The 22,732-nt window shown below is 64.2% G+C and carries 21 protein-coding genes; 8 read left to right on the forward strand and 13 right to left on the reverse strand.

What is annotated here, in order from left to right:
- The coding region (locus tag B0G73_RS39205) for a transposase (RefSeq protein WP_146144249.1) at positions 1-353 on the forward strand (353 nt) is incomplete at its 5' end.
- 406 nt (positions 354-759) lie between these two features.
- Here the strand turns inward: B0G73_RS39205 and B0G73_RS39210 are convergent.
- From B0G73_RS39210 to B0G73_RS39225, 4 genes are read right to left on the reverse strand one after another with little or no spacing between them, the layout of a single operon-like run.
- Positions 760-1,635 carry an HlyD family secretion protein gene (locus B0G73_RS39210; protein ID WP_106286389.1) on the reverse strand — a complete coding sequence of 292 codons (876 nt, stop codon included), beginning with the start codon at positions 1,633-1,635 and terminating at the stop codon, positions 760-762.
- A gap of 13 nt (positions 1,636-1,648) precedes the next feature.
- Positions 1,649-1,849: a DUF1656 domain-containing protein gene (locus B0G73_RS39215; RefSeq protein ID WP_106286390.1), complete on the reverse strand. Its 201-nt coding sequence runs from the start codon at positions 1,847-1,849 to the stop codon at positions 1,649-1,651.
- The gene (locus B0G73_RS39220) at positions 1,839-4,058 is read right to left on the reverse strand and encodes an FUSC family protein (protein ID WP_106286391.1); all 2,220 of its coding nucleotides are present in this window, start codon (positions 4,056-4,058) and stop codon (positions 1,839-1,841) included. The genes B0G73_RS39215 and B0G73_RS39220 overlap by 11 nt, the downstream gene beginning before the upstream one ends.
- Positions 4,059-4,060: 2 nt before the next feature.
- Positions 4,061-5,797, reverse strand: a complete 1,737-nt coding sequence (locus B0G73_RS39225) for an efflux transporter outer membrane subunit (protein WP_106286392.1) — start codon at positions 5,795-5,797, stop codon at positions 4,061-4,063.
- 155 nt (positions 5,798-5,952) lie between these two features.
- On the opposite strand from B0G73_RS39225, the gene B0G73_RS39230 reads away from it, so the two are divergent.
- Together B0G73_RS39230 and B0G73_RS40880 are read left to right on the forward strand one after the other, a co-directional pair.
- Positions 5,953-6,891 (forward strand): LysR family transcriptional regulator, encoded by a 939-nt coding sequence (locus B0G73_RS39230; protein ID WP_106286393.1) that lies wholly within the window; start codon positions 5,953-5,955, stop codon positions 6,889-6,891.
- Between the two features lie 229 nt (positions 6,892-7,120).
- On the forward strand, positions 7,121-7,279 hold the full coding sequence (locus tag B0G73_RS40880; protein ID WP_181196773.1) for a hypothetical protein: 159 nt from the start codon (positions 7,121-7,123) through the stop codon (positions 7,277-7,279).
- A 173-nt stretch (positions 7,280-7,452) separates the two neighbouring features.
- Here the strand turns inward: B0G73_RS40880 and B0G73_RS39235 are convergent, their stop codons facing one another.
- From B0G73_RS39235 to wrbA, 5 genes are all read right to left on the reverse strand, one after another.
- On the reverse strand, positions 7,453-8,175 hold the full coding sequence (locus B0G73_RS39235) for an SOS response-associated peptidase (RefSeq protein ID WP_106286394.1): 723 nt from the start codon (positions 8,173-8,175) through the stop codon (positions 7,453-7,455).
- 329 nt (positions 8,176-8,504) lie between these two features.
- Positions 8,505-9,311 (reverse strand): metallophosphoesterase, encoded by an 807-nt coding sequence (locus B0G73_RS39240; RefSeq protein WP_106286395.1) that lies wholly within the window; start codon positions 9,309-9,311, stop codon positions 8,505-8,507.
- Positions 9,312-9,360: 49 nt separating this feature from the next.
- Positions 9,361-10,779 (reverse strand): FAD-binding oxidoreductase, encoded by a 1,419-nt coding sequence (locus tag B0G73_RS39245; protein WP_106286396.1) that lies wholly within the window; start codon positions 10,777-10,779, stop codon positions 9,361-9,363.
- Positions 10,780-10,832: 53 nt separating this feature from the next.
- A complete protein-coding gene (locus B0G73_RS39250; protein ID WP_106286397.1) occupies positions 10,833-11,357 on the reverse strand; it encodes a DUF2069 domain-containing protein in 525 nt (174 codons plus the stop codon).
- On the reverse strand, positions 11,354-11,956 hold the full coding sequence (gene wrbA, locus B0G73_RS39255; RefSeq protein WP_106286398.1) for an NAD(P)H:quinone oxidoreductase: 603 nt from the start codon (positions 11,954-11,956) through the stop codon (positions 11,354-11,356). Before wrbA ends, B0G73_RS39250 begins: the two co-directional genes overlap by 4 nt.
- Positions 11,957-12,077: 121 nt before the next feature.
- Between wrbA and B0G73_RS39260 the strand changes: the two genes are divergently transcribed.
- On the forward strand, positions 12,078-13,391 hold the full coding sequence (locus tag B0G73_RS39260) for a YihY family inner membrane protein (protein WP_181196774.1): 1,314 nt from the start codon (positions 12,078-12,080) through the stop codon (positions 13,389-13,391).
- Between the two features lie 44 nt (positions 13,392-13,435).
- Here B0G73_RS39260 and B0G73_RS39265 read toward each other — a convergent pair whose 3' ends face one another.
- The 3 genes from B0G73_RS39265 to B0G73_RS39280 all read right to left on the reverse strand — a co-directional run bounded on the left by B0G73_RS39265 (position 13,436) and on the right by B0G73_RS39280 (position 16,107).
- Positions 13,436-13,756 carry an Mpo1-like protein gene (locus tag B0G73_RS39265; protein ID WP_012433756.1) on the reverse strand — a complete coding sequence of 107 codons (321 nt, stop codon included), beginning with the start codon at positions 13,754-13,756 and terminating at the stop codon, positions 13,436-13,438.
- Between the two features lie 177 nt (positions 13,757-13,933).
- Positions 13,934-14,767, reverse strand: a complete 834-nt coding sequence (locus B0G73_RS39275; RefSeq protein ID WP_106286400.1) for an alpha/beta fold hydrolase — start codon at positions 14,765-14,767, stop codon at positions 13,934-13,936.
- On the reverse strand, positions 14,764-16,107 hold the full coding sequence (locus B0G73_RS39280) for an O-acetylhomoserine aminocarboxypropyltransferase (protein ID WP_106286401.1): 1,344 nt from the start codon (positions 16,105-16,107) through the stop codon (positions 14,764-14,766). The genes B0G73_RS39275 and B0G73_RS39280 overlap by 4 nt, the downstream gene beginning before the upstream one ends.
- 240 nt (positions 16,108-16,347) lie before the next feature.
- Between B0G73_RS39280 and B0G73_RS39285 the strand changes: the two genes are divergently transcribed.
- The 4 genes from B0G73_RS39285 to B0G73_RS39300 all read left to right on the forward strand — a co-directional run bounded on the left by B0G73_RS39285 (position 16,348) and on the right by B0G73_RS39300 (position 22,048).
- The gene (locus B0G73_RS39285) at positions 16,348-16,809 is read left to right on the forward strand and encodes a CBS domain-containing protein (protein ID WP_012433753.1); all 462 of its coding nucleotides are present in this window, start codon (positions 16,348-16,350) and stop codon (positions 16,807-16,809) included.
- A gap of 294 nt (positions 16,810-17,103) precedes the next feature.
- Complete coding sequence (locus B0G73_RS39290) at positions 17,104-19,041, forward strand: MFS transporter (protein ID WP_106286402.1); 1,938 nt, start codon at positions 17,104-17,106, stop codon at positions 19,039-19,041.
- A gap of 374 nt (positions 19,042-19,415) precedes the next feature.
- Positions 19,416-20,516: a chorismate synthase gene (aroC, locus tag B0G73_RS39295; protein WP_106286403.1), complete on the forward strand. Its 1,101-nt coding sequence runs from the start codon at positions 19,416-19,418 to the stop codon at positions 20,514-20,516.
- Between the two features lie 53 nt (positions 20,517-20,569).
- Complete coding sequence (locus B0G73_RS39300; RefSeq protein ID WP_106286405.1) at positions 20,570-22,048, forward strand: tetratricopeptide repeat protein; 1,479 nt, start codon at positions 20,570-20,572, stop codon at positions 22,046-22,048.
- 66 nt (positions 22,049-22,114) lie between these two features.
- On the opposite strand, the gene B0G73_RS39305 is transcribed toward B0G73_RS39300, so the two are convergent.
- Positions 22,115-22,732, reverse strand: a 618-nt coding sequence (locus B0G73_RS39305) for a 4Fe-4S dicluster domain-containing protein (protein WP_181196775.1), incomplete at its 5' end; no start/stop codon positions are given.

The following is a 22,732-nucleotide window of genomic DNA, read 5'->3' on the forward strand; positions in this document are numbered from 1 at the left end:
CCGCGCAGCAGGCCCTGGAGGCCTTTGCCGAAGGGCCATGGGGTGCGAAGTATCCGACCATCGTGCAGTCGTGGCGACGGGCGTGGGAGAACGTCACACCGTTCTTCGTGTTTCCGCCCGACATACGCCGTGTCGTCTACACCACGAATGCCATTGAGAGTCTGAACATGCAACTACGCAAGATCATCAAGACCCGCGGCCACTTCCCCAACGACGAGGCCGCCATCAAGCTACTGTGGCTGGCATTGCGCAACGTGCTGGCGAAGTCTGTACGGGCGGCATTCGACTGGTCCTCCGCCATGAACCAGTTCGCTATTCTGTTTGGAGAGCGTTTTACCAACGCACGCGGGTAACTCCGCTAACCGCCTCGCACACAAAAATGCGGACAGGTTCGTTGCCAAATTTACTGCATGGATTTAGCCAGCCGTTCAGCATCTTAAATTTTGGATTGCAAACTATTGAAAATCCGAAAATAGCCAGTGCGATTGCGTGCCGAACGACCACGACGGCGCGCGCAGCGCCGGCCGGAAGAATGACGGCTTTGTCACTTACGCGGAGTGTGCGAGAACACGGATTCCAGATGCGCCACTACCGCAACTGCGCGAGAGACCCGCTTAAGAACTGGCGGTGTGAGCCGTTTTCTCTTGCCTACTTCTCTTTGCGGCGGCAAAGAGAAGTAGGTGCCGCCCCGCACAGGGGCAACGCTAATAGACCACCAGCAAAACAAGGAAAGGCCAACCACTTAGAAATCCGAACAACTCACCCAGCCTTCCGAACTTCAGGCGTAACAACAACAGTACAAGTAATCCCGGCAGCCAACACAACATCTTCCGGCACGGAATCAATCCTAACCCGCACAGGAACACGCTGCGCCAGGCGCACCCAATTGAAAGTCGGATTCACATCGGCGAGCAATTCCCGGCTTTCCGGATTGTCGCGGTCATAGATGCCGCGAGAAATACTTTCGACGTGCCCTTGCAAGGTGCCACCGCTCATCAACCGAACTTCGGCTTTATCGCCGACCCGCACATGAGGAAGCTTGGTCTCCTCAAAGTATCCATACACCCAGAACGAGTGACTATCGACAATCGCCAGCTTGGCCGAACCCGCCGTCGCATAATCGCCGCGAAACACGCTGAGGTTGGTGACGTAACCATCAACCGGCGACACAACCCGCGTCCGCGAAAGATTCAACTTGGCCGCATCCAGAGCCGCCAAAGCTTGCTGATAAGAAGCCTCCGCAGCCGAAGCCGTATGAGTCGCATTCTCCCGGCTCTCCTTGGACACCACCAAAGCATCCATATCCGCGCGCCGCTGCGCATCATCGCGCTTCATCTGCAACTCGGCCTTTCGCGCAGCCACCGCAGCCTGCGCCTGCTCAACCGCAATCTCATAGTGAGACGGATCGATCTGCATCAACAGATCGCCCTTCTTCACCAGTTGATTGTCCTTCACAGGCAGATCCACAACCGCGCCGGAAACATCCGGCGCGACATTCACGATCTCGGCGCGCACGCGCCCATCGCGTGTCCAGGGTTCGTCCATGTAATGAACCCACAGCACGCGTCCAATCAAAATCGCGACGATAAAAATGACGGCTGTCGCGACGAAGCCCACAAGATTTCGGATGGTCATGTTTCGACTCTGATCAACGATAAACGGCGAGACCCAGCACGCCGCACACACACACGAGCAAGCTGGCCCGGAACAAGGATGGATGCCACACCACGCGATACAAACCCGTATAGGCGATCACGCGGTCCAACATCCAGGTGAGCGCGGCGCCTGCGATAAACAGCAGTACGATGGCCGGCACGTAGGCGTCGAAAACGGCGATATCACGTGGCATGAAGAACTCCTTCTGACGCGTCGGCACGTCCGCTCATCAGCGGTTCAAGCGGCGATTGCGGATCGAGCAGCGCGGTACGAATGAAATGCAGTTGACTCAAAATGCGTTGCAGCCGATGCCGCTCTTCACGCGGCGGCGTGAAAGTGGCCAGCATCTGCTGGACGGCAGCGATGGCATCGGAGGTCGCGGCCAGCGCGCGGTCGAAGCGGTCTTCACGGGGCCGCTCGAACAGCGCGGCCAGTGCATCGCGCATCGAACGCAACGCGACACGCCACGGCATCGACCTTGCATAGCGCGCGTCGGCGGGTAGCGCCGCCACTTCGCGGCGCAGGTCGATCATCGCGTTGCCCACTTCGAGCACCGAGAAGAGCCAGCGCAAGGTGTCGCGTTTGAGTTCGGGCTCGTTCTGAGCGAGCGCATTGATCTGGAACATCAGATCGCGCGCGCCGCTCTCGAAGCGCGACCTCACGCGGCGCAGGCCCGCGCGGCTCGCCAGCACGACCTGGCGGCGCAGATCCACCAGCAGGCGGTTGCGCAGCCACGGCGTCGAAGGCGGCAGCAGCACGGCGAACGCGATCGACGACACCAGCATGGACAGCACCAGCGCCATCGCATCGTTCATGAACGCGCTCGGGTCGTAGTGAATCACGTTGTCCGGGCCGGCAAGAAAGCAGAAGAAGATGCAGTAGCCGACGCCATAGCCGGCCAGCGCGGGACGCGTCGTCATGAACACGCCGAGCAGCAGGAACGGCGTGAGCGCGGCGCACAGCAGCGGAAAGCCGTCGATGTGCGGAAACACACCGTACACCGCGATCATGCCCATCACCGTGGCGACCAGTGTGCCGCCGGCCATCTGGAAAGCGGTGCGCTTCGGATTCGGCGATGACGACGCCAGCGCGCAAATCGCCGCGGCATTCAGCGTCAAGGTCGAGCCGCTCGGCCACGCGGTCGCGATCCAGAACGCGCCGAGCGCCATCATCACGATGGCGGCGCGCACGCCCGCGACGCCCGCCGCGATCGCATTCGTCTTCGGTTCGTAACGCTCGATCCAGCGCTCGCGCTCATGCGTATCGACGGCAAGCGACGCGTAGGTGGCCGCGTACGCATGCAGATCGTCGATGAAGCGGTACAGCAGTTCTGCGCCGGTGTCGAAGTCGAGCAGCGGCGCCTCGGGATGCGTTTCCAGTTCCGCGCGCGTCGCGCGCACGCGCTTGGGCAACTCGGCTTTGTAGGCTTCGAGTTGCGCGGCGGCATGCGCGGCATCGGCGGCGCTCAGCACGGGTTCGCCGGACTTCGCGAGCAGCGGGGCGATTTCCTTGAAGTACGGTTCGAGCGCGTCGATCGCGGTGGCCGCGCCGCTCGTGTTCGTGTTGCGCAAGCGGTTCATCAACTGATGCAGCGCGTGAAAGCGCGTCGACGCGGTCATGAACTCGCTGTTCAGGCGAGCGAGACGGCCGCCGCGCATGCGCGAAGCGGGGCCTTCGAACACGGCCACGCTGCGCGCCGCTTCGAAACCAACGATGTCGGCGACAAAGCGCGCATTGGTCGCTTCGATCTGCGCGCGGTCGTTGCGGCCGGCAAGCGACGCCGACACATACTCGACGAACGCGGAGAACCGCGCACGCACGGTGCCGCGGATCTGCAAGCCGGCGTACTGCGGAAACACGAGGCCGCTCACCGCGCCCGCGCAGACGATGCCGACCACCACTTCCGCCACCCGCGTGAGGGCGCTCAGAAACGCGCCGTCCGGATGTTGCGAGGCGGGAATGCCGATCAGCGCAGCGGTATAGCCGGCCAGCACGAAACCGTACGAGCGGAAGTTGCGGTTGCGCGCGGCGCCGGCGGTGCAGATGCCGACCCAGATGGCGGTCGTGACGATGAACAGTTCGGGCTGCTGCGCGAACAGGCCGATCAACGCGAGCATCACGACGAGACCGACGAGCGTGCCGCAGATCCGGTAGAAGCTTTTGGCGAACACCATGCCGCTTTGCGGCTGCATCACGATGAATACGGTGGTCATCGCGGTGCGCGGTTGCGGCAGGTCGAGCTTCATTGCGACGCCGAGCGCGAGGAAGCAGGCGGCGAGCGCTTTGAAGAGGTAGATCCAGGTGAGGCCGTCGTTGCGGGCCCAGTCGGCGGCCGCCGCGTAGAACGTGGCGAACTTCGCTGTAAACGCCGACCGCGACGCGGAAGCAGGGGAGGCGGACATGATCAGCTTCCTGACTTAGACGACCGGGCAGCGGCATTAGTGCTCGCCGCCGCGTTTGCGGGTGTCGATCCAGCGCGCGAATTCGCCGATGTCGTTGGTGACGTGGACAGAGTGTTCGAGTTCGCCGCCGCGTTCGACGACATTGGCCCGGCGCTCGGCTTCGCCGCCGCGTTCGACGACTTCGATCCAGCGCCCGAACCCGCCGCCGCGTTCGCCGGCAAAACGCCAGCAGCCGAACTCGCCACTTTCCCCTTCCCATGCGCCGGCAGCGTCTCATTCGCCTGCGGACCGTTAGCCGGGTCGTCGAGTCCCCCGCCCAACGCCGTGACCAGCGACGCATGCGCGCCCAGCCGCTCGGCCTGAATCTTCGCCACGCCTTCCTGCGCGCGCAGCAACTGGTTCTGCGCGATCAGCACGTTCAGATAGTCGGTCAGGCCGCGCCGATATCCTTCGCGCGACAAATCGTAATTCTTGCGCGCCGCCGCGACCGAACGGTCGGCATCCTCGGCCTGCGTGGCAAGCGAACGGATGCGGATCACCTGGTCGGAAATGTCCTTGAGCGCGCCCACAATCGACTGGTTATAGCTCTCGACGGCTTCGTCATAGCCCGCCGACGCCGCGCCGAGTTGCGAACGCAGCCGTCCACCATCGAGGATCGGCAGCGACAGCGCCGGCCCCGCGCTCCAGCTATGCGACGGACTCTTCAGGAACTGGAACAGCGGCCCCATCGCCGCATAACCGCCGATCGACGCCAGCAGGTTGATGTCCGGGTAGAAGTCCGCTTTGGCGACGTCGATGCCGCGCGCTTGCGCCGCGACCGTCCAGCGCGCCGCGACCACGTCCGGCCGATGGCCGATCAGGTCCGCGGGCAACGCGCTCGGCAAGCCGGCAGGCCCCATCTCGAGCGACAGGCTCGGGCGCTGGATCGAATCGCCCGCGCCCGGACCCTTGCCGGCCAGCGCGGCCAGCTGATTGCGGCCGAGCGCGATCTTTTCTTCGATTTCGTCGATCTGGCGTTCGTATTCCGGCAGCGGCGTTTCGGCCTGGCTCACTTCGAGCTGCGTGCCGATGCCGCCTTTCAGACGCCGGTTGGCCAGATCCACGATCTGCTGCTGTTGCTGCAAGGTGGCCTTGGCGATGTCGAGCAGCGCGTAGTTCAGCGACATCTCGATGTACGTGCGCACCACGTTGCCTTCCAGTTCGAGCTGGGCAGCGCGGGCATCCGCCGAACTCGCGTGCGCGGCGTCCAAAGCGCGCTCGGCGGCGTTCTTGTCCTTGCCCCAGATGTCGAGGTGATACGACAGGCCGAGCGTGCCGGTGTTGTTCCACGATTGCTCGCCGGCCAGCGGGCCCGGGCCGTAGTAAAGATTGTCGGCCCACTTCTGGCGCTGGATCGACAGGCTGCCGTTGACTTGCGGCGACAGCGCCGAGCGGGCTACACCGGCCATCGACATGGCTTCGCGCACGCGCGCCTGGGCGGCTGCGAGGCTGGGGTTGCCCGTTTGCGCGTCTTCGATCCACTGGTTCAGTTGTGGATCGTTATAGGCGCGCCACCAGTCGACCGCGGGCCATTGGGCGTCCGCATTGGCCGCGCGGATCGCGTTGCCCGCGTCGAGCGAAGCGGGTTCGATTCCGCTGGCCTGCGGCGCGACGCCTCCGGTACTTGCACAGCCGGCGATTGTTAATAGGATCGTAAGAACCGCGGCTGCGGCGATCCCTTTCTGTACCGGAGACTGCACGATTTCCTCCAAAATTGACTATAGAAGCATGTGCGTCATTATATTTTTTGATTGATTGGGGAATAACCGGTAAAGATGCAAGGCATTTTTACGAGATATGAGACAATCGCCTTTGCGAATCGTGTAACAATCGCTTTCGGATACAAGGGAAAGTTATGGATACGCTTCAAAACATGCGCGTATTTGTCCGTGTCGTCGAAGCGGGCAGCTTCACGGGCGCCGCGCAGCATCTGAATACGACCACGGCCTACGCGTCGCGCGCGGTGTCCGATCTGGAAGCGCATCTGCGCACGCGCCTGTTGAACCGCACCACGCGCCGCATTGCGCTGACCGAGGCCGGCGAACGCTACCTGCAGCGCTGCGAGCAGATCCTCGCGTACGTGGACCAGGCGGAAGCCGAGGCGAGCGACGCCCACGCCCGCCCGTCCGGCAAGCTGAAAGTCCACGCCATGACGAGCTTCGGCCAGCACTATGTGGTGCCGGCCGTCGGCCGCTATCAGGACCGTTACCCGGACGTGCAAATCGAATTGACGCTGGCGCAGCGCATGCCCGATCTGCTCGACGAAGGCTTCGACGTATCGCTCACGCTCGCCACCGGTCTGCCGGATTCGGGGCTCGTGTCGCAGAGGCTCGGCAGCGCGTTCAGCATTGCTTGCGCGTCGCCTGCCTATCTGGAACGGCACGGCGTGCCGCAAACGCCGGCGGACCTCTCGCGCCACGCGTGTCTGCAAATGGTCACGCCTGTGTTCCCGACCGACAAGTGGACTTTCGACGGCCCGAACGGTGAGGAAACCATCGCTCTTGGCGCCACCACGTTTCAGGTGAACGTGGCCGAAGCGATGGCGGTCGCCGTGTCGAGCGGCATGGGCGTCGGGCTGATTCCGATCTACTCGGCGATCAGTGGTTTGCGAAAGGGCGAACTCGTGTGGCTGCTGCCGGAATACACGTCGCAGGAAATGAATCTGTACGCGTTGTACCCGTCGCGGCAGTACCTGGACGCCAAGATTCGCACGTGGGTCGAATTCCTGCGCGACGAATTGCCCGCCACGCTGGCCGCCGACCAGGAGGAGTTGCGCGAGTTCGCGCGCACCTGAAGCCTCGCCGCGCGAGGGTTCCGAGGATTGTCGACGGTCCGCCGGGAGCTGGCGCGAGCGCCTGTTACATAACTGCCGCGTCGCAACATTTCCTTACTTCTGCCGCGCGGTCGATTTGCTAACGTGTCGTTCATGCGCTGCGGTCTTACACCGCGCGCACCGGACGCGTTGAGTTCGCCGCGGTTCGGCAAATCGCTACAAATCGCAACGACAGAAGGACGAGGGATTCATGGATACGCATCTGATGATCGGCGTGGCCGTCATGTTTGGCTTGATCGGGATTGCCGCGTCGCGCGATTTGCTGCGCCGGCTGCGCGAACAGCAGCCGCAACTGGTGCCGATCAAGGTCGAGCGTCCGGATTTGCAGGGGCAGCGGCGCGATCGTTGAGATTCGACGTGGCGCCTCGCTGGTGGGCAGCCTGTTGTTTGTCCTTGGGGTGACGGAGTTGATCCGAGCTCACGTCCCTCGCTTACGTTGAGCTTTGCGCGCGGCGATTGGGCGCTTAAGCTTTGGGCCGCCGTGGTTCACCCGCCTTCCGCGCCCCTATAAGGCGCTCAATTTCAGTTTACTGCTGCGATCAGACCCGGCTCGTCGTTCAGCGTGCGGTCCACTTCGTGGCTCACTCTATGCCAACGAAAGCGCGCGGCGGCGATGCCGGCGGTGCGCGTCAGCTGCTCAAGTTCATCGAGCGGCAATTCAGGGTCCAGCCAGCGGCGCGCCGCGTCCGGCGCGAATGCCAGCGGACGGCGGTCGTGCACGTCGACGAGACCCGCGTCGGCGACGGCCGTCACGATCACCATCCCCATGCCTTCCGTTTGCGGTTCAGTGCCGCGCACGCTCGAGAGCGCCGCGAGATACATGGGCGCGTCGCTCTTCAAATGCACGAAGTAGGGCTGGCGGCCTGGCGGCTCGTCTAGTCTGTCTTTACGATTCCCGATGGTGGACACGGCCGCGGTTTCCGTGCGCCACTCGAACCAGCCGTCTGCCGGCACCAATACCCGTCCGGTTTTCCACAACTCCTTGAAGTAGCGCCCGTTCGGCGCGGCGTCGGCGCGTGCATTGATCGTCTGCGGCAGATGCTGTTCGCGCGCCCAGTCAGGGCAATAACCCCAGTGGATCGCGTGCACCGTTTGATCCGGGTAGATGGCGAGCGGGTGAGTGCCGGGCGCGAGGTTGTAGCCGGGACGGCGGTCGGCGGCATCGAAGAGCATGAGCGGGTCGGCGAGGCCGAGGTGCTCGGCGTAGAAACGCGGCTCGCGATACTGGCTGATTCGACCACACATGAGCGACCTCCGGGGACGACCGGCCTGGGTTTCGATAACCGCGGCCGGATAACCGCGATTCGACAACCTACGACAGCGTAGTGCGTGCTGTCCGAACCCGCTACCCAGATCGGCCCCAAGGCGGGCAATTAGGCCGGGGGACTCGAGTCGGCCCGAGTGGCCAAAGCGGATTCAATCCATGCCGATTCAAGCCAAGCGGATTTAAGCGAAGCCGACCCGAGCAACGCCGCCCCGGCCAAGCCGAACCCAGCCCAGCCGAACCCAGCCCAGCCGTCCCGAGCGATCAGCGGCGCCAAGTCGTGCGCGCCCCAAGCCACCTCAAGCGACCGCTAAATCTCGACGACCTTATCCCACGCAAAAAGCGGATTCTCCAACTGGCCAGTACGCCGGTCGCGATAGCCGCGCGGATTGCAGACCACGCGCGTGCCGTTCACGCTGTAGTCGAACGGCGTATGAGTATGCCCGTGAATCCACAGCGCGACAGGCGGCCCCACGAGGTCCGGCAGGTGATTGACGAAGCCCGCCGATACGAGGTCTTGCGCATAGCGCTCGGCCAGACTCAGCCGATGCGGCGCGTGATGCGTAACGACGATCGTCTTGCCGCCGAACGGTTTGGCCAGTTCGCTTTCGAGCCAGGCGCGCGCTTGCCGGTGCAACGCAAGCGAGTCGCCGGGCGTGAAGTCGCGCGTGGCGTCGTGGGTGTCGTGCGGCCAGTTCATCTGGATCAGTCCGCGGAAGTCGAGCATCACCTTTCGCGACGCCTCGATCGATTCGGCGAGCGCGTCCGGATCGTTTCCGTACAACGCGAAGTCGGTCCACAAGGTCGTGCCGAGCACGCGCCACCGGCCTTGCGGGTCGACCAGCGCGGCGTTGTTCAAGATGTGCACGTTATCGACCTGCGCTGCCGCGTCGTAAAGCGCGGCGTCAAGCGCGCCGAACTCGCCGTCGTAGTACTCGTGATTGCCGGGCACGTAGACCACCGGTACGGCGCCGTCGAAAGTTTGCGCGGCCCAGCGCGGTCCGGCCGCGTGATTGTGGATGTCGCCGGCGAGCACGATCAGATCCGCCTGCGCATGCGGGATCAGCTCAGGCTCGTCGTTTTCCAGATGCAGATCGGACAGCACTCGAATCTTCACGACGACGACTCCTGCAATGGCCTCCGCAAGGGACGCGGAGCTTCAAACGCTAGCGTAGCACCTTGCCAGGATTCATCAGATTCAGCGGATCGAGCGCATGTTTGACGGTTCGCATCAACCGCACCTCGACGTCCTGCTTGTAGTGCATCGCCTCGTCGATCTTCAACTGGCCAAGCCCGTGTTCCGCGCTGATGCTGCCGCGATGCCGGTGCACGCTGTCGTAGACGATCCGGTTGATTGGGCTCTGGTATTGCCTGAGGAACGCTTTCGCGTCGCCGCCCTCGGGCGCCTGCACGTTGTAGTGCAGATTGCCGTCGCCGAGATGACCGAACGTCACCATGCGCGCGCCGGGCACGGCCTGCGCGATCGCCGCGTCGGTTTCCTCGATGAAGTGGCCGATACTCGAGATCGGCACCGCGATATCGTGCTTGATGTTCAGGCCTTCCTCGGCTTGGGCGAGCGGAATGTGTTCACGCAGATTCCAGAACGCCCGCGACTGGCTGAGATTTTCCGCGACCACCGCGTCTTGCACCAGGCCGTTTTCGAGCGCCGTCTCCATCAGACGCTCGAACAGTTGGCGCGCGTGCTCCTCGCTTTCGCTGTCCGACAGTTCGAGCAGCACGACTTGCGCGTGCGGCTCGGCGAACGGATAGCGCATCTGCTCGAAATGCCGGCCGACCAGCCGCAGGCAGAAATCGGACATCAATTCGAAACCGGTCAACAGCGGCCCGGCGGCACGCTGCGCGAGCGACAAAAAGTCGAGCGCGGCATGCGGCGACGCGAGCGCGGCGAGCGCCGTGACGCGCGCGGCCGGTTGCGGATGCAACTTGAGCACGGCGGCGGTGATGATGCCGAGCGTGCCTTCCGCGCCGATGAACAGGTCACGCAGATCGTAGCCGGTGTTGTCCTTGCGCAGTCCGCGCAGGCCATCCCACAGTTCGCCTTGCGGCGTGACCACTTCGAGCCCGACGCACAACTCGCGGGCGTTGCCGTAGCGGAGCACGCCGGTGCCGCCCGCATTGGTGGCGAGATTGCCGCCGATCGTGCAGCTGCCTTCGGCGGCGAGGCTCAAGGGGAAAAGGCGGCCGGCCTCGTCGGCGTGCTTCTGCACTTCGGCGAGAACCACGCCGGCTTCGACCGTGATCGTATTGTTGTGCGGATCGATGTCGCGCACCCGGTTCAGACGCCGCAAGCTGACGACCGCCTGCGCGCCGCTTGCGTCCGGCGTGGCGCCGCCGGCGAGGCCCGTGTTGCCGCCTTGCGGAACCAGCGCGATGCGATGCTCGACGGCAAGCTTCACGAGTGCCGCGACTTCGTCAGGCGTGGCCGGGCAGAGTACCCCGCACGCCGCGCCGGTGTAGCGGCGGCGCCAGTCGGTCAGATACGGGGCGGTGTCATGCGGAACGGTCAGCACCTGCGCGGCGCCGATGGCGTCGCGGCAGGCGGCGAGAAAAGCGGTTTGGGTCATGTCGGTCGGTCAGCGTATTCGGGCGGAAATGTCAGGCGAGGCGGAGCGTTTTGTCAGCCGGACGGATTGGCGTGATCGGCCGGCTCGCTTCCGGCGTGATTGGCTGGCTGAATTTCGGGCTGAATTGCAGCCTGCTTTGCTGCTCGTTTCGCCGCGCGTTTGAACGGCGCGACGTAGGCCAGCGAGCAGACGAAGAAGACCACGGAGAGCACGGCTTCCAGCCAGCCGAGCCCTGCGCTCGGCCCGCGGTCGCTCCAGCCACGCACAATGCCTTCGGCAAAATACAGCAGGATCAGCATCGACGCCCATTGCAGCGTATAAAGCCGATGCCGCCAGACGCCAGGCAACGCGAGCAGCAACGGCACCGCCTTGAGCACAAGCGCCGAACCGCCGGGACGCAGCGGCGCGAGCCACCATTCCCACACGATGGACACGACGATCAGCGCAACCAGGGTCGTGGTGGCGCCGAGCGCGGCGGCGCGATTTCGCGGCACGGGCGGAGCGCTCGGAGGCGTGGGCGCCCGCGTTGCGGTGTCGGCGTTCGACGCGCCGACCGGTTGCGCGTGCGGCTCGTTCACGGCCTTTCACTCATGGATGCCGCCGTGCGCGCGACACGCGCGCCGAGCGCGACGGCGAGCGTCTTCTCGTCCGCGGAGATACCGTGTTCGGCGCTGCCCGCGCGCGCGAAATGCGACGCGCCGTACGGCGTGCCGCCGGTTTGCGTGGTGCTCAATGCGCTTTCCGTGTACGGAATACCGACGATCAGCATGCCGTGATGCAGAAGCGGCAGCATCATGGAGAGCAGTGTGGACTCCTGGCCGCCGTGCAAACTGCCGGTGGACGTGAACACGCAAGCGGGTTTGCCGGCAAGCGCACCGGACAGCCACTGCGGCGTGGTGCCGTCGAGGAAATATTTGAGCGACGCGGCCATGTTGCCGAAGCGGGTAGGCGAACCGAGCGCGAGACCGGCGCAATCTTCGAGGTCGCGCAGTTCGACATAGGGCGGCCCTTCGGCGGGAATATCGGGCTGGGTCGCTTCGCAGACGGTGGACACCGCCGGCACGGTACGCACGCGCGCCTGCATGCCGGGAACGCTGTCGACGCCGTGCGCGATCGCCAGCGCGAGCTCGCGCGTGGCGCCGTGACGGCTGTAATAGAGCACGAGAATGTCTTTCATAGGCCTCATCGGTGAACGGGTATTATAGGGGCTGGGTCCGCTCCATAGGCCGCCCATAGCCATTCGGCCAGGTCTCGCGCGCGGTCCTGTCATACCGGTGCATGCAGCAAGGAGGTGGGGTTTGTTGTCCAGGGTGCGTTTCGATCTCGACACGCTCAAACGGCTCGCGCAATTTGCCGCGCAGCGCAGTAGCGAAGACCGCATTCCGCAGGTGGCCGGCAGCCTTACGTTCACCACCATGCTCTCGCTCGTGCCGCTCGCGACGGTCGCGTTCGCGCTGTTCACCGCGTTTCCGATCTTTGCTTCGTTCCAGATGTCGCTGCAGATTTTTCTTGCCGACCATCTGATGCCCGCGCAGCTCAACAGTCAGATTTTTAACTATCTGAATCAGTTTGCGTCGAAGGCGAAGGGTCTCACGACCATCGGCATGATCTTTCTGTTCGTCACCGCCGTGATGACGATGATGACGGTCGAATCCGCTTTCAACGTGATCTGGCGCGTGCGCAAAGCGCGGCCTATCGCGCAGCGCATCCTGGTGTACTGGGCGATCATCACGCTCGGGCCGATTCTGATCGGCGTGAGTTTGTCGATATCGTCGTATCTGTTCACGCAGTCCATGACCTTCACGGCGGCGCAGCGCATGACGCCCGTCATCGAGTGGGCGCTCGCGGGCGCGGCGCTGCCGCTCACCGCGCTCGCCTTCACGATTCTCTATGTCTACCTGCCGAATTGCCGCGTGGAATGGCGCGACGCGGTGATTGGCGGCGTGACCGCGGCGATCGCCTTCGAACTGGCGAAGCGCGGCTTCGGCTATTACGTGCGGCGCATTCCGACCTACACCGCGGTGTACGGCGCATTCGCAGCCGTGCCGCTATTCCTGGTTTGGATGTATCTGTGCTGGTTCATCACGCTTGCCGGCGCGATGATCGCGTCCGCGTTGCCGGCCATTCGCATCGGCCAGTTTCATCGGCCCACCTTCGAGGGCAGTAATCTGTTCGACTCGCTCGAACTTCTCGCGCGGCTCTCGGAAGCGCGCGAGGCAGGCAAGCGCGGCTACACCGTACCCGAACTTTCGCGAATGCTTCGACGCGATATGGACACCACCATCAACCTGCTGCAGAAACTCGAGGAGATCGAATGGATCGCGCGCTTGCAGGAGGACGGCATGCGTCCGCACTTCCTGTTGCTGGCGAATCCGGCGCAGATCACGGTTGAGCGCCTGTTCGAGCTGTTCGTGATCGACCGCGCCGAACTCGAGTATCAGCTGCAACTGGCGTCCACCCGCGTGGATGGCCAGATGCTGCTGGCGGCGCTGGAAAACGACAAGCTGAAAGTTACACTCGCCGCGTTGATGACCGCGCGCGCGGCCGCTCGTGCGGCGCCTGCCGAGCAGAGCGAACCCGGCACACCTTCCATGCCGCATCAGGCGGCTTGAGTCGCGCGGAATGCGTACTGTCGGCGCTGAAAACCAGCGCATTGCTACAGCGAAATCTTGCCGACGCAGATGTCCTTGAACATCACCCAGTCGCCCATCAGGCTGTAAAGCGGATGCCGGAAGGTAGCCGGCCGATTCTTCTCGAAGAAGAAATGCCCGACCCAGGCGAAACCGTACCCGCAGATCACGGCGGCGGGCAGCCATAGCCAGTCGCCAGTGGCGAGTGCCATGGCGAGACAGCCGATCACGCCGAGCGATCCCACGAAATGCAGCCGCCGCGAGACTGTGTTGCGATGCTCGCTCAGATAGTACGGATAGAACTCCGCGAAACTCGCGAAGTGATCGGTGTGCGCGGTTTGAGCCATCACGGCCTCCAGATTGCGACGCTTCTCGATCCTTCAGCGCGTACGAATATGCAGATGCACGCGCTCGAAACAGGACAGGCTTGGCCCATTGTGCGGCTATCGGCCGACGCGCGCAACCTGGCCATTCGGCCGATGGCGCGCCGCTCCCCGCGCGGTTATCGTGATGGCTCGTGACGTCTATTGGACCTCGCGGGGCGCTCTGGAAGCGAAGTCGAAGAGGGCGTCGAGCGTGGCGTCGGGTTGCTCGGACATGAGCGCGTGACCGGTTTCGAGCGTGACCGTGTCGACCGGTACGCCGGCCTGCGCCAGGGCGCCCGCAAGTGCTTTGGCGGCGCGCGGCGGCGTCATCGCATCGCGCCGGCCGACGATCAGGCGTACGGCACAGCGCACCTGCGCGGCGCGGTCGAGGCCGTCCGCGTAGCTGTTGCAGGCGGCGAAGTCGGTGTGGAACAGGTTCGGCTCGCCGCTTGCCGAGACACGCTCCATCAAACGCTGGTTCATGCCGTGCAGCCAGAAGCCGGGGCCGGGGCAGGAGGGTTTGGCTGCGAAGGTCGAATGCGACCATTGATTGACCATGGCGATCGCTTCGGGCTCACGGTGCAAGGCGGCGTCGAGCAGCGCGTCGGAGACGGCCATCGGAATCGCCGTGGCAAGCAGGGCGAGATGCGTTGCGCGCTCCGGATAGCGGCCGGCGAAGTCGAGCGCGATCAGCGAGCCCATGCTGTGGCCGGCCACGAAGGCGCGTTGCACGCCGGCGGCGTCGAGCAGCGCGGCCAGCCAGTCGGCCATGGCCGGCACCGTGGTCATAGCCGGGCCCGCGCTGCGGCGGTGACCAGGCAGATCCACGGCCAGCACACCAAAGCCGTGATGCGCGAAGTAGCGGGTTTGCAGCGCCCACACGCTGTGATCGTGCTCGGCGCCGTGGATGAAGACGGCGGTCGGCAGGTTCGCATCGAACGCTTTGCCGCCGGTGTACGCGTAGGCGGGTTTGCCTTGAACGGTCAGGATCATGCTGACTCCGGGCGGGGTTGGGCGGCTGTGCCGCCATGCGGCGGGTTCGTCGCGCTCGCTTTCTGTGCGGCTTTCAACGCACGCTTGAGGTCGTCGATCAGATCGTCCGGGTCTTCGAGGCCGATCGAGAGGCGGATCGTGCCTTCGGCGATGCCGGCCGCGGCGAGCGCGGCGGCGTCCATGCGAAAGTGCGTGGTCGATGCGGGATGGATCACGAGCGAGCGCGCGTCGCCCACGTTCGCGAGATGCGAGAACAGCGAGAGCGCCTCGATGAAACTGCGCCCGGCGGCGCGGTCGCCGCGCAGATTGAAGCTGAACACCGCGCCGGCGCCGCGCGGCAGCAGGCGCTTCGCAAGGGCGTGATCCGGGTGTGTCGGCAACTCCGGATAGGCGACGGATTCGACTGCCGCGTGACCGGTCAGGAATTCGACCACGCGGCGTGTATTGGCAACGTGCCGCTCCATCCGCAACGGCAGCGTTTCGATGCCTTGCAGCAGTTGCCACGCGGCTTGCGGATGCAGGCAGGCGCCGAAGTCGCGCAGGCCTTCGCGGCGTGCTCGCAGAAGGAACGGCGCGACGGTGCTTTCCTCGCTGAACACCATGCCGTGAAAGCCGTCGTAAGGCTCGGTGAATTCGGGAAAACGCCCGGAGGCCTCGAAGTCGAATGTGCCGCCGTCCACCAGCACGCCGCCGATCGTCGTGCCATGGCCGCCGAGAAATTTGGTGGCCGAGTGATAAACGAAGTCCGCGCCGTGTTCGAACGGTCTAAGCAGATAAGGCGTGGTGAATGTCGAGTCCACCAGCAGCGGCACACGGTGCTCATGCGCGATCTGCGCCACGGCGGCGATATCGAGCACGTCGAGGCCCGGATTGCCGAGCGTTTCGCCGAACAGCAACCGCGTGTTCGGACGCAGCGCGGCGCGCCACGCGTCGAGGTCGCCGGGCTTGACGAAGGTCGTCTCGATACCGAAGCGTCGCAACGTGTAGTGCAGCAGATTGTGCGAGCCGCCGTACAGCGCGCTGGAGGCGACGATGTGCGAGCCCGCGCCCATCAGCGTGGCGATGGCCAGATGCAAGGCCGCCTGGCCGCTCGCCGTGCCGATCGCGCCCGCGCCGTTTTCCAGCGCGGCGACGCGTTCCTCGAACACGGCCACGGTCGGGTTCGAGATGCGTGAGTACACGTGACCGGCGCGCTCCATATTGAAGAGCGCCGCGGCGTGGTCCGAGTCGCGGAACGAAAACGAGGTAGTCTGGTAAATCGGCGTGGCGCGCGCGCCGGTTGTCGGGTCGGGAGCAGCGCCGGCGTGCAGCGCAAGCGTGTCGAAACGGTTGGCGGACATGCTGGGCGGCGAGGCCACGGACGGCCTCGCGAATGGTGAAAGTGGCGGCCATCCTATCACCGGCATGCGGCGCTTCAAGCGCGGTTTTCCCGATGCGGGTGCGCGCGCAAGCACCGCTTCGAACCGGCGAACGCCCGCTGCGCCTTGGTGGGCGGGCCGCTTTCCTTTTATGGGTCTTTCCGCTAGGATCGAAAAACATCGATGCTTTACCAGCTTAGCGGGCACTACGGGAGACAGATCATGCGAGTCAGCGACATCCTCAAAGTCAAAGGCAATACCCTATTCACGGTCACGCCGGATACTACGCTGCACGACGCAGTCAATGCCATGGCCGAGCACGACATCGGCTCGCTGGTGGTGATGGAGTACGGCGACCTCGTCGGCATGCTCACATTCCGCGAAATCATGCTGACGCTGAGCAAGAATGGCGGCAGCGTCGGCACTTCCACGATCCGCAAGGTGATGGACGACCATCCGCTCACCTGCACGCCGGAAACGGACGTCAACGAAGTCCGCCGCATGATGCTCGAACATCACGTGCGTTATCTGCCGGTGCTGGAAAGCCGCACGCTGATGGGCGTGATTTCGTTCTACGACGTCGCCAAGGCAGTGGTGGAAGAGCAGGGCTTCGAAAACCGCATGCTCAAGGCCTATATCCGCGACTGGCCGGAAGAACAGCAGGAACAGCAGCCCGCGCGTTAATGCGCGGCGATTCACTGCGACGCGCTGGTCGTTGCTGTGAGCGCGAAAAGGCAGTCGAGGCGCGCGCGCAAGCGTGCGCTTTTTTTGTGTCCGGCGCTGGGTTCGGCCTCATGTGGAGTTTGGTGTCCGGTTCGGTGGCCGGCTCGACGCCGAGGCCGGTGCGAGCGCGCGTAATGGGTTTGCAGTCCGGGGTTTGCAATCCGGCACCGCGCGCCGCCCGGCGACCCGCCCACACGCAACACCGTGCATGGCACTTTCTTCCATGTCGTTCTTCCAGCCTGTGTTTGGAATTCCATGAGCGATCGTCCGTTACCTGCTGCCCGCCGCGCTGCCCGTCAACACGAGGCGCACGAATCCCAGTTCCGGCTGCTCAGTCAGCGCCGTTTCGCGCCGTTTTTCTGGACCCAGTTCCTCGGCGCGATGAACGACAACGTGTTCAAGATCGGCTTCACGTCGCTTGTCACGTATCAGGCGGCGCGCTTTTCCGGAGTCGATCCGAAAACGGCGGCGTTCCTGATCTCGGCCATTTTCATTCTGCCGTTCGTGCTGCTGTCGGCCACCTCCGGCCAGATCGCCGACAAGTACGACAAGGCGATGCTCACGCGCTTCGTCAAGAGCTTCGAAATCGTAGTGATGCTGGTTGGCGGCGCGGGTTTCTGGCTGCATAGCGCGCCGCTTCTGTACCTGTGCACGTTTCTGATGGGCGTGCACTCCACCGTGTTCGGGCCGGTCAAATACTCCTATTTGCCGCAGCATCTGTCGAAGGCGGAACTGGTCGGCGGCAATGGCATGGTCGAAATGGGCACCTTCGTGGCGATCCTGATCGGTACGATCGTCGGCGGGGTGGGCGCGGGTTTTGTCGAACATGGCGCGGTGGTGCTGGCCTGCGCGTGCGTTGCGATCGCGCTGGTCGGGCGCGTGGTATCGAGCTTCGTACCGACCACGCCGGCCCCGCAGGCCGATCTGCGCATCAACTGGAATCCGGTCAGCGAGACGTGGCGAAACCTCAAACTGGCGCACGAGAGTCGCACCGTGTTTCTGAGTCTGCTCGGGATTTCCTGGTTGTGGTTCGTCGGCGCGATCTTCCTGTCGTCGTTTTTCAGCTTCGCGAAGAATGTGCTGTCAGCCGATCCGGACGTTGTGACTGTGCTGCTCGGCACCTTCTCGATCGGCATCGGCCTCGGCTCGCTGATGTGCGAAAAGCTCTCGAAGCGGCGCATCGAAATCGGGCTCGTGCCGCTCGGTTCGATCGGCATGAGCGTGTTCGCAATCGACCTGTTTTTCGCTAGCCACGCGCTACCGCTGCCGGGACATCTGCTGAGCGTCGGCGAGTTCATTCTGCGGCCCGCGCACTGGCGAGTGCTGGCCGATCTGTTCCTGCTCGCCATGTTTGGCGGCTTCTACAGCGTGCCCTTGTATGCGCTGATCCAGAGCTGCAGCCAGCCGAGCCACCGTGCGCGCATCATCGCGGCGAACAATATCCTGAACTCGCTATTCATGATCGTCTCGTCGCTGATGGCCGTCGCTCTGACTTCTGCGGGCTTCAGCATTCCCGCGATTTTCCTCGTCACCGCGTTGCTCAACATCGTGGTGGCGACCTATATCTACTCGCTGGTGCCGGAGTTTCTGCTGCGCTTCATCGCTTGGGTCTTGGTGCACACGTTCTACCGGATTCGCCTCGTGCATGCCGAGCGGATTCCGGAAGAAGGCGCGGCCGTGCTGGTCTGCAATCACGTGAGTTTCGTCGACGCGATCGTCATCATGGCCGAGAGCCCGCGGCCGATCCGTTTCGTGATGGACCACCAGATCTTCAAATCGCCGTTTGCCGGCTGGGTGTTCCGTCACGCCAAGGCAATTCCGATCGCGCCCGCGCACCAGGATCCCCAGCTGCTGACGCGCGCCTACGAGCGCTGCGCGCAGGCGCTCGCGGAGGGCGATCTGGTCTGCATCTTCCCGGAGGGCAAGCTGACCAGAACCGGCGACATGAATCCGTTCCGTCATGGCGTCACCGAGATCATCCGGCGCACGCCGGCGCCGGTCATTCCCATGGCGTTGCGTGGCCTGTGGGGCAGCGTGTTTTCGCGCGCGGGCGACGCGCGCTGGCCGCGGCCGATCCAGAAGGGCGTCATGAGTCGCCTGACGCTGGCGGTGGGCGAGCCGATTGAGCCCGCGTTGGCAACGCCGGAGAAGTTGCAGCAGATCGTCACCGAGTTGCGCGGAGCACGGAAGTAGCGTGACTGCGGCGCTGAAGCCCGCGAATGGCGTCACGGAAAACGAAAGATGCCCGCGCGGGCGGGGCTCGGGTGAAAGGTGGTGGAATGCGGGCGCCGGCCAGGTGCAGATTGCCCGGCCAAGTTGTGCGCAATATCGGCGCAGAAATTTCCGACTCGCGATGTTTTGCGTTCCCGCAGCCTGAGTGACTCGGGCCGGCGGCGATGCGAACGTTCCTACATCGCGCGGCATGTGTCCTGACAAACCGGGTGATCGAGCGGGAAGCGCTCGCGCATGCACCCTTGGCCGATCGGCCAAAGCGGCCGCGCGACGCGGTCCGGACGCCACGGGGCTGGCATAATAACGCTTTCCCCGCATTTCTTTGGACGACGCCCATGTCCGGCAACACGCTCGGTACGCTTTTCACTGTCACGACCTTCGGCGAATCGCACGGCCCCGCTATCGGCTGTGTGATCGACGGCTGCCCGCCGGGCATGGCGCTCAACGAAGCCGACATCCAGTTCGAACTCGACCGCCGCAAGCCCGGCACGTCGCGCCACGTCACGCAGCGTCAGGAAGAAGACAAGGTCGAGATTCTGTCGGGCGTGTTCGAAGGCCAGACCACCGGCGCGCCGATCGCGCTCCTGATCCGCAATACGGACCAGCGCAGCAAGGACTACGGCAACATCGCCGACACGTTCCGCCCGGGCCACGCCGACTACACCTATTGGCAGAAATACGGTATCCGCGACTATCGCGGCGGCGGCCGGTCGTCGGCTCGTCTCACGGCGCCGACGGTGGCTGCGGGCGCGGTCGCCAAGAAATGGCTGCGCGAGAAATTCGGCACCGAGATTCGCGGCTATATGGCGGCGCTCGGCGAGATCGACGTGCCGTTCGTCGATTGGGCGCACGTGCGCGAGAACCCGTTCTTCGCGCCTAACGCGGAGATCGTGCCGCAGCTCGAAGCCTACATGGACGCGCTGCGCAAAGACGGCGACTCGATCGGCGCGCGCATCAACGTCGTGGCGTCGGGCGTGCCGGTCGGCCTCGGCGAGCCGTTGTTCGACCGTCTCGACGCGGACATTGCGCACGCCATGATGGGCATCAACGCGGTAAAGGGTGTCGAGATCGGCGCGGGCTTTGCCAGCGTCGCGCAGCGCGGCTCGGTGCATGGCGACGAATTGACGCCGGAGGGTTTCGTCGGCAATCACGCGGGCGGTGTGCTCGGCGGTATCTCGACCGGCCAGGACGTGACAGTATCGATCGCGATCAAGCCGACGTCGAGCATTCGCACGCCACGCCGCTCAATCGACAAGGCGGGGCAGCCGGTCGTCGTCGAAACGTTCGGACGGCATGACCCGTGCGTCGGCATCCGCGCCACGCCGATCGCTGAATCCATGCTCGCGCTGGTGCTGATCGACCATGCGCTGCGCCATCGCGCGCAATGCGGCGACGTAGCCGTCAGCACGCCGAAGATCGCGGCGAGCGCGCCTTAACGGGACTGCTTCAGGCAGTTCTGTACGCGTTCTCCGAGGGCAGTCCCTTCTCCATGACCGATCTCAATTCCGCGCCGTCCGCGAGCCACCTCGCGGGTCTGCGTGCGCAAGCCGCCGCGCCCAATGCCGCCGCCGGCGACTGCCTGGCGTTCGGTCTGGCGCTGCTGCAACACGCCGGCCGCGACAAGGCGAGCCAGCGCGAGGCACTTGCTGCGCTGGTGCGCGCCTATCAACTCGATCCTTCCTGCGAACCGACACTGCTGCATACGATTGCGCAAACGGCGTTCGTGTTGCGCGACTGGCCATTGGTCGACTCGGCCACCGGCCTGCTGCTCGCGCGCCATGCCGAAGACGCCAACGCGTTGATCTGGCGCGCGGCGGCCGTCCAGCAGCGCGATGACTTCGCCGCAGCCGAGGCGCATTTACGCGAAGCCGTGCGCGTCGTGCCGGGCAATCCGGTGGCGCTTCACAAGCTGGCGCTGTGTATCAAGGAGCAGGCGCGATTCGCCGAGGCCGAGGCGTTGCTGCGGCAAGTGCTGGCGCTTTCGCCGCACAACGCCCATGCGCTGTTCGATCTGTCGGAACTCGAGATTCGCAGTGGACGTTTTGCCGATGGCTGGACGCATTACGAGTCGCGCATCGCGTTCGCGGCGGCCGAGCTGAATAACGCGCAGCAAGCCCTCGCGGCGATCAGTGCGCATTGGCAGGGCGAATCGCTTGCCGGCAAAACGCTGGTGGTGTACGGCGAGCAAGGCAATGGCGACTGCCTCTGGGCAGTGCGTTTTTTGCCGGTGCTGGCCGAGCGGGCGCGGCGTGAGGGCGGCCGGGTGATTTTCGGCCACGACGGACCGTTGCGGCTTCTATTCGAAAGAATGCTGCCCGCCGATTTGCCGCTCGAAACGAGTCTGGAGACGCAGCCGGATTTTCATTGCGGGCTGATGAGCCTGCCGCTGCGGCTCGGTATTGTCGACGCAACGGGGTGGGGCGCGCCATACTTGAGCGCTGATCCTGCTCTTGAGCAGACATGGCGTGAGCGAGTCGAAGCGCACACGGCGGGTAAGCGCGGCAATCGCAAGGTCGGTCTGGTGTGGAACGGCAATCCGGACCATATCCGCGATATGCGGCGTTCGGTACCGGTCGAGCAAATCGAACCGCTGTTGAATGTAGCCGGTGTGACCTATTTCGCTGTGTCGCCGGGGCGCGGCGAGACGGTCGCGCAGTGGCGGGCCAAGGGTCTCGACGTCGTCGATCTGACGCATCATTTTCAATCGGGTTTCGACGATGTCGCAGCGTTGCTCGCGAATCTGGATCTGGTGGTCACGATCGATAGCGGGCCCGCGCATTTGGCGGGAGCGCTCGGCGTGCCGACCTGTTTGATGATCGACCACGTGTCCGCCTGGTTCTGGGGCGATGGATCGCCGGAGACGGCCTGGTACGATTCGATTGAGTTAGTTCGACAGCCGCATGTCGGCGACTGGGCGCCGGTGGTGGCGAAGGTGCGGGAGCGGATTGAAGCGGTGGGACGGGCTTGAGTTTGCTTGCCTTCCCAGAGCGCCCGCGTTCAGAAGCGGGCGCTGCGAAGGCAAGTGAAGCATCGATTACATGTTCGGATAGTTTGGACCGCCGCCGCCTTCAGGCGTGACCCAAACGATATTCTGCGTCGGATCCTTGATATCGCAGGTCTTGCAGTGCACGCAGTTCTGCGCGTTGATCACGAGGCGTTCGCTGCCGTCGTCGTTCTTGACGAACTCATAAACCGCGGCGGGGCAATAGCGCGACTCCGGCCCGGCATAGGTCTGCCAGTTCACGTTCACCGGCACCGTGGGATCTTTCAGCGTCAGGTGCGCCGGCTGGTTCTCCTCGTGGTTCGTATTCGAGATGAACACCGACGACAGCCGGTCGAACGTCAGTTTGCCGTCCGGCTTCGGATACACGATCGGCGTGCATTGGGAAGCCGGCTTGAGCATCTCGTGATCCCAATGCTGGTGATGCAGCGTCCACGGTACATTGCCGCCCAGCAGTTTCTGCTCGATGCCGACCATCAGCGTGCCGAGGTACAGGCCCTTGCTCATCCACTGCTTGAAGTTGCGCGCGCGATGCAGTTCGGTGTGCAGCCACGACGTCTTGAAACTCTCCGGATAGGCGGTGAGTTCATCGCTGGTGCGACCTGCCTGCACGGCTTCAAAAGCAGCTTCGGCAGCCAGCATGCCGGTCTT

Source organism: Paraburkholderia sp. BL25I1N1 (assembly GCF_003002025.1).
In the GTDB taxonomy this organism is placed as follows: domain Bacteria; phylum Pseudomonadota; class Gammaproteobacteria; order Burkholderiales; family Burkholderiaceae; genus Paraburkholderia.

What these genes read in the sequence shown, in the direction of transcription:
- B0G73_RS39210 (WP_106286389.1), bottom strand. Translation starts at nt 1,635, where the DNA reads ATGACCATCCGAAATCTTGTGGGCTTCGTCGCGACAGCCGTCATTTTT.
- B0G73_RS39215 (WP_106286390.1), bottom strand. Translation starts at nt 1,849, where the DNA reads ATGCCACGTGATATCGCCGTTTTCGACGCCTACGTGCCGGCCATCGTA.
- B0G73_RS39220 (WP_106286391.1), bottom strand. Translation starts at nt 4,058, where the DNA reads ATGTCCGCCTCCCCTGCTTCCGCGTCGCGGTCGGCGTTTACAGCGAAG.
- B0G73_RS39230 (WP_106286393.1), top strand. Translation starts at nt 5,953, where the DNA reads ATGGATACGCTTCAAAACATGCGCGTATTTGTCCGTGTCGTCGAAGCG.
- B0G73_RS40880 (WP_181196773.1), top strand. Translation starts at nt 7,121, where the DNA reads ATGGATACGCATCTGATGATCGGCGTGGCCGTCATGTTTGGCTTGATC.
- B0G73_RS39235 (WP_106286394.1), bottom strand. Translation starts at nt 8,175, where the DNA reads ATGTGTGGTCGAATCAGCCAGTATCGCGAGCCGCGTTTCTACGCCGAG.
- B0G73_RS39245 (WP_106286396.1), bottom strand. Translation starts at nt 10,779, where the DNA reads ATGACCCAAACCGCTTTTCTCGCCGCCTGCCGCGACGCCATCGGCGCC.
- wrbA (WP_106286398.1), bottom strand. Translation starts at nt 11,956, where the DNA reads ATGAAAGACATTCTCGTGCTCTATTACAGCCGTCACGGCGCCACGCGC.
- B0G73_RS39265 (WP_012433756.1), bottom strand. Translation starts at nt 13,756, where the DNA reads ATGGCTCAAACCGCGCACACCGATCACTTCGCGAGTTTCGCGGAGTTC.
- B0G73_RS39275 (WP_106286400.1), bottom strand. Translation starts at nt 14,767, where the DNA reads ATGATCCTGACCGTTCAAGGCAAACCCGCCTACGCGTACACCGGCGGC.
- B0G73_RS39280 (WP_106286401.1), bottom strand. Translation starts at nt 16,107, where the DNA reads ATGTCCGCCAACCGTTTCGACACGCTTGCGCTGCACGCCGGCGCTGCT.
- B0G73_RS39285 (WP_012433753.1), top strand. Translation starts at nt 16,348, where the DNA reads ATGCGAGTCAGCGACATCCTCAAAGTCAAAGGCAATACCCTATTCACG.
- B0G73_RS39290 (WP_106286402.1), top strand. Translation starts at nt 17,104, where the DNA reads ATGAGCGATCGTCCGTTACCTGCTGCCCGCCGCGCTGCCCGTCAACAC.
- aroC (WP_106286403.1), top strand. Translation starts at nt 19,416, where the DNA reads ATGTCCGGCAACACGCTCGGTACGCTTTTCACTGTCACGACCTTCGGC.
- B0G73_RS39300 (WP_106286405.1), top strand. Translation starts at nt 20,570, where the DNA reads ATGACCGATCTCAATTCCGCGCCGTCCGCGAGCCACCTCGCGGGTCTG.